The sequence below is a fragment of the Actinoallomurus oryzae genome (genome assembly GCF_039541955.1).
In the GTDB taxonomy this organism is placed as follows: Bacteria; Actinomycetota; Actinomycetes; order Streptosporangiales; family Streptosporangiaceae; genus Actinoallomurus; species Actinoallomurus oryzae.
The window spans coordinates 1-5951 of record NZ_BAABHF010000008.1 but is presented as its reverse complement, the minus strand read 5'-3'; the positions used below and the strand labels follow the sequence as shown (position 1 = coordinate 5951).

Sequence of the window (5951 nt, the reverse complement as noted above, 5' to 3'; positions counted from 1 at the left end):
CCACACCATCACCACCCTCCACAAACACAAAAACAACAACCATCAGGTCCTCAATACATTCAGCCAATTACATATCCAACAACACACCACCCACTGGCCCACCCTCACCCCTATAAACACCCCCACCACACCACTACCCACCTACCCCTTCCAACACAACACCTACTGGATCAACGAACCACCAGCCCAAAAGGTCACAGATGACCTCGGCCTCACCGCGGCCGAACACCCGCTTCTCGCCGCCACCACAGAAATCCCGAGCACCGGCTCCGTCCTTTTCACCGGCCGGATATCAATACGAACCCATCCCTGGCTCACCGAGCACGCCATCAACAACACCATCCTGATGCCCGGAAGCGGCCTCATCGACCTGGCCGCGCACGTCGGCACCCACACTGGAACACCCCACATCCAGGAACTCACCCTCGAAAACCCGCTCGTCATCCCGGACGAGCAGCCGATCGACCTCCATGTCACCGTGGAACCCGCCGACGACGACGGTCGGCGAACCCTCACCATCCACACCCGCCTAGTGGATGGACCAGCCCTAACAGGCTGGACACGCCATGCCGTCGGCGCCCTCACGGCACACGCGACAGCGCAGCCGTCCACTGCGACGACCTGGCCTCCGCCCGACGCCGCCCCGGTCGACCTCACCGACTTCTACGCACGCCTGGCCGAACGCGGATACCACTACGGCCCCACCTTCCAAGGCCTCACCCACGCCTGGCGACACGACAACGGCGACCTCTACGCCGAAATAGCCCTCCCCGAAGGCACGGAGATCACCGGACACGCGATCCATCCCGCGCTCCTCGACGCCGCGCTCCACCCCCTCATGCTCACCTCGCCGACGGAGGAACAGCAGCTCAGGCTTCCCTTCAGCTGGCAGGACGTCTCTCTCCTCGCCGACGGGGCCACCGTTCTTCGGGTCCACCTCCACGCCACCGGAGCCGGCCAGGTTCGGATCACTGCCACTGACGCCGGCGGAACCCCCGTGATCATCGTCGATGCGCTCGACGCGCGCCCGATCGAGCCCGACCGGCTCCGGGTCGAGGGCCGTACTCGCCGCGACGACATGTTCGTTCTGCGGTGGGAGACGTTCTCTCCCGCAGGCGCGGCCGTGAGGTCTCACCCGTACGTCCTCATCAGAGGCGATGAGAACGGCGCGATGACTGCGCTCGCGGCGGATGCCACCGAGCCGTATCCCGATCTGGCGTCGCTCGGCCAGGCCATCGACGCGGGTACGCCGTCGCCGGAACTGGTGCTCGTGAACTGCCCGGATTCGCCGGTGGCGGACGTGCCGGCGAGCACACACGAGCTCACGGGCCATGTCCTCGAAACACTGCGTACCTGGCTGACCGACGAACGTTTCGCGGACAAACGCCTTGTCCTGATCACTCAGGGAGCCGTCTCCACGAACGTCGATGAGGGCATCCGCGACCTGGCGCAGGCGGCGGTCTGGGGGATGGTCCGTACGGCCCAGGCCGAACACCCCGGCCGCATCGTCCTGCTCGACCTCGATCTCCGCGAAGTGACACCGGGCTCTGTTCGTACGGCCCTCAGCAGCGAAGAACCTCAGCTGGCCGTCCGCCAGGGCCGCGTCCTGGTCCCCCGGGTCATCGCTTCCGGCCCCGGTGACGGACTCGTTCCGCCCACCGGGTCGGCCTTGTGGCGGCTGGAGAACCCAACCCCGGGAACACTGGACAACCTCACGCTGGCTCCCTGGCCAGATGCGGATGCACCCCTGCGACCCGGGCAGGTCCGGGTATCGCTTCGTGCGGCCGGCCTCAACTTCAGGGACGCATTGGCCGCCCTGGGCATGGTGAACGACCGGACGGGCGTCGGCGGTGAGGGTGCCGGGATCGTCACCGAGGTAGGCGCGGACGTCGAGAGTCTGGCTCCCGGCGACCGTGTGATGGGGCTCTTCCGGAGCGGAATCGGCCCGGTGGCCGTCACCGACCACCGCTTGATCACGCGCATTCCCAGCGGATGGTCGTACGCGGAGGCGGCCGCGGTGCCCGTAGCGTTCCTGACCGCTTATCAGGGGTTGAAGGATCTCGCGAAGCTGCGGAAGGGCGAGACGCTGCTTGTCCACACCGCCACCGGCGGCGTCGGCTCGGCGGCCGTACAACTGGCGCGGCACTGGGGAGCACACGTCCTCGCCACGGCAAGCCCCGCGAAGTGGCGCGTCCTCCAGGAGCAGGGCATCGACGGCGATCGTCTCGCGTCCTCACGCACGCTCGACTTCGAGACGAAGTTCCGTGATCGCATAGGCGGCCGAGGCGTGGATGTCGTCCTCAACTCCTTGGCCCACGAGTTCACCGACGCGTCGTTGCGGCTGCTGGGCAGTGGCGGCCGATTCATCGAAATGGGCAAGACCGACATCCGGGAATCCGGGGAGGTCGAGGCCGCATATCCCGGAGTGAAGTACCACCTGCTCGATCTCCACCAGACGCCATCTGAGCACATCGAGGAGATGCTCGGCGCGTTGTCCGCGCTCTTCGAAGAGGGTGTGCTCCAGCCGCCGCCGGTGACGACCTGGGACGTCCGGCACGCCGCTCGAGCCCTTCGCCATCTGAGCCAGGCCCGCCACATCGGCAAGGTGGTACTGACCATCGGCTCGCCTCTCGACCCCGAGGGCACGGTCCTCATCACCGGTGGTACGGGAGTCCTCGGCTCAGCCGTCGCCCGGCACCTGGTCGCCCAGCACAACGCCCGCCATCTCCTGCTGGCCAGCCGCTCCGGACCCCACGCACCCAGCGCCACCGAACTCCACCACGAACTCACCGAACACGGCGCCCAGGTCACCATCACCAGCTGCGACACCTCCAAGCCAGAGGCCCTCACCGAACTGCTGGACACCATCCCGCATCAGCATCCGTTGACCGCGGTCATCCACGCCGCGGGCACCCTGCAGGACGCCACCATCACCCAACTCACCAACGACCAACTCGACGCCGTCCTCACCCCCAAAGCCGACGCAGCCTGGCACCTACACCAACTCACCAAAGAAAAGAACCTGTCGGCATTCGTCCTGTTCTCCTCACTCGCCGGCACCCTCGGCTCCCCAGGCCAAGCCAACTACGCCGCCGCCAACACCTTCCTAGACGCCCTCGCCCACCACCGCCACACACAAGGACTCCCCGCCACCAGCCTCGCCTGGGGACTCTGGCAACAAACCAGCAACATGACCGCCCACCTCACCACCACCGACCACCAACGCATCACCACCAGCGGCATCAGCCCGCTGAGCACCGACCAAGCCCTCCGTCTTCTCGACGAGACACTCATCCATCCCGAGCCCCACCTGATCCCCGCCAATATCAACACCAGAACGACCAACCCCCACCCACTGCTGCAAAGCCGCGCGCCGACAGCTCCGAAGCGATCCGCCATGGCTCAGGCGCCTGAGCCCGTTCTCCTCACGGAACGGCTGGCGGAGCTCCCCTCCGACGAGCAGTACGAGGTTCTCCTGGAAACCGTCCGCGGCGAGCTGGCGACGGTTCTGGGGCATGCCACCACCGATGACATCGGCCCGGACAGCGCGTTCAAGGAACTCGGTCTTGACTCGTTGACGGCGGTCGAACTTCGCAACCGACTCAACACCGTGACCGGCCTGCGGCTGTCCGCGACCCTCGCGTTCGACCACCCGACGCCTCAGGAACTCGTCGAATACCTCCGTTCGCAGCTCGTCCCCGAACCAGCACCCCCGGGTACGACGCTGCTCACCGAGCTCGACGAATTGGAGACGAGCCTCTCCACCGGACTCGATATAAGCCAACTCCCCAGCGATCTTGCACCGCGCCTTCAGGAACTGCTTCGAAAGCTGACCGTTCAGCAAGCGGCCGACGGCGAAATGATCCGCACGATCAAGGCGACGAGCCGTCCAGATGAACTGTTCGCGCTCATCGACCAAGGAATGGAAGACAGTAACCACCGCGACCAGTCCGAAGGCAGCTACTGATGGCAAACAACGAGGAAAAACTTTTCGAGTACCTCAAGCGGGTCACCGCCGACCTTCAGCAGACGCGAGATCGCCTCCACGAAGTCGAGGAGCGCGCTCGCGAGCCGATCGCGATCGTGGCGATGGGCTGCCGTTTCCCGGGTGGGGTGGCCTCGCCGGAGGAGTTGTGGGAGCTGGTGGATCAGGGCCTCGATGCGATCACGCCGTTTCCGGACAACCGTGGTTGGGATCTGGAGGAGTTGTACGACCCGGACCCCGACGCTCCGGGTAAGTCCTATGCGCGGGAGGGCGGGTTCCTTCACGACGCGGATCAGTTCGACGCGGCGTTTTTCGGGATCTCTCCGCGTGAGGCCACCGCGATGGATCCCCAGCAGCGGCTTCTCTTGGAGGTCGCCTGGGAGACCATCGAACGGTCCGGAATAACGCTTGATTCGCTGAAGAAGAGCAGGACCGGCGTCTTCACCGGGGTTGTATTCCAGCCGTACGGGCCGGATCTGCATCAGGCGCCGGAGGACTACGGCGGCTACATGATGACGGGCAAGGCCACAAGTGTGGCTTCTGGCCGTCTCTCCTACACATTCGGATTGCAGGGGCCGGCGGTCACGGTCGATACGGCGTGTTCGTCGGCGCTGGTCGCACTCCACCTGGCGGCGCATTCCCTACGTACGGGCGAATGCGACCTCGCGTTGGTCGGGGGAGCCGCGGTGATGTCGACACCGGGTGTGTTCGTGGAGTTCAGCCGGCAGCGAGGGTTGGCAGCCGATGGCCGGTGTAAGTCGTTCGCCGCCTCGGCCGATGGAACCGGGTGGTCCGAGGGCGCCGGGCTCGTCCTCCTGGAGCGTCTGTCGGACGCACGGAAGAACAACCGTCGGATCCTCGCAGTGATCAAGGGCTCGGCGGTCAACCAGGACGGGGCCAGCAACGGCCTGACCGCCCCGAACGGGCCCTCCCAAGAACGCGTCATCCGCCAGGCCCTCACCAACGCCGGGGTGACCCCCGACCAGGTCGATGTGGTCGAAGCCCACGGCACCGGCACCTCCCTGGGTGACCCGATCGAAGCCAACGCCCTGCTCGCCACCTACGGCCAAAACAGAGCCGAAGACCGACCGCTGTACCTCGGATCCATCAAATCCAACATCGGTCACGCTCAAGCCGCGGCCGGTATCGCCGGTGTCATCAAGATGGTCCAAGCCATCCAGCACGGTCGGCTACCCAAAACGCTTCACGCCGAGGACCCCTCACCCCACATCAACTGGGACACCGGAGCCGTCACCCTCCTCACCCAAGCCCGCCCCTGGCCCCAGGCGAACCGTCCCCGCCGCGCCGCAGTGTCCTCCTTCGGCGTCAGCGGCACCAACGCCCACCTCATCCTCGAACAACCACCCCAACCCGCCCCGGCAGCATCCACGGTCACCGAACCACCGTCTGGCGTCGTGGCGTGGCCGTTGTCCGCCAAAACCCCCGAAGCGCTCCGTGAGTACGCCCGCCGCCTGGCCGACCACCTGGACCACCACCCCGACCTGAGCCCGGTCGACATCGCCCACGCACTGGCCACCCGCACCGTGTTCGATCAGCGTGCGGTCATCACCGGAACCACCGCCACCGACTTGGCCACCGGCCTACACGCCCTGGCCACCGGCCAAGACCACCCCAACCTCACGGTTCCCCCGGCGACACCGATCAGCGGCAAGGTCGTATTCGTCTTCCCCGGCCAAGGCACCCAATGGCCCGCCATGGCCCACCACCTCCTGGCCACCAGCCCCGTCTTCGCCGAGACCATCCACCAAGCCCACCAAGCCCTCACCCCCCACACCGACTGGTCACTGCTCGACCTGCTCCACCAAACCCCCCGCGCCCCCAACCTCGACCGCACCGACGTCGTCCAGCCGGCCTTGTTCGCCGTCATGACCGCCCTCGCCCGCCTGTGGCAACACCACGGCATCCACCCCCACGCCGTCATCGGCCACTCCCAAGGCGAAATCAC

2 protein-coding genes are annotated in these 5951 nt (G+C 66.3%); both read left to right on the top strand.

From position 1 onward, the window contains the following. Positions 1 to 3967, top strand: a 3967-nt coding sequence (locus tag ABEA10_RS01620; protein ID WP_345456328.1) for an SDR family NAD(P)-dependent oxidoreductase, incomplete at its 5' end; no start/stop codon positions are given. Beyond that, a partial coding sequence (locus ABEA10_RS01615) for a type I polyketide synthase (protein WP_345456325.1) occupies positions 3967 to 5951 on the top strand: 1985 nt, incomplete at its 3' end. The genes ABEA10_RS01620 and ABEA10_RS01615, both read left to right, overlap by 1 nt.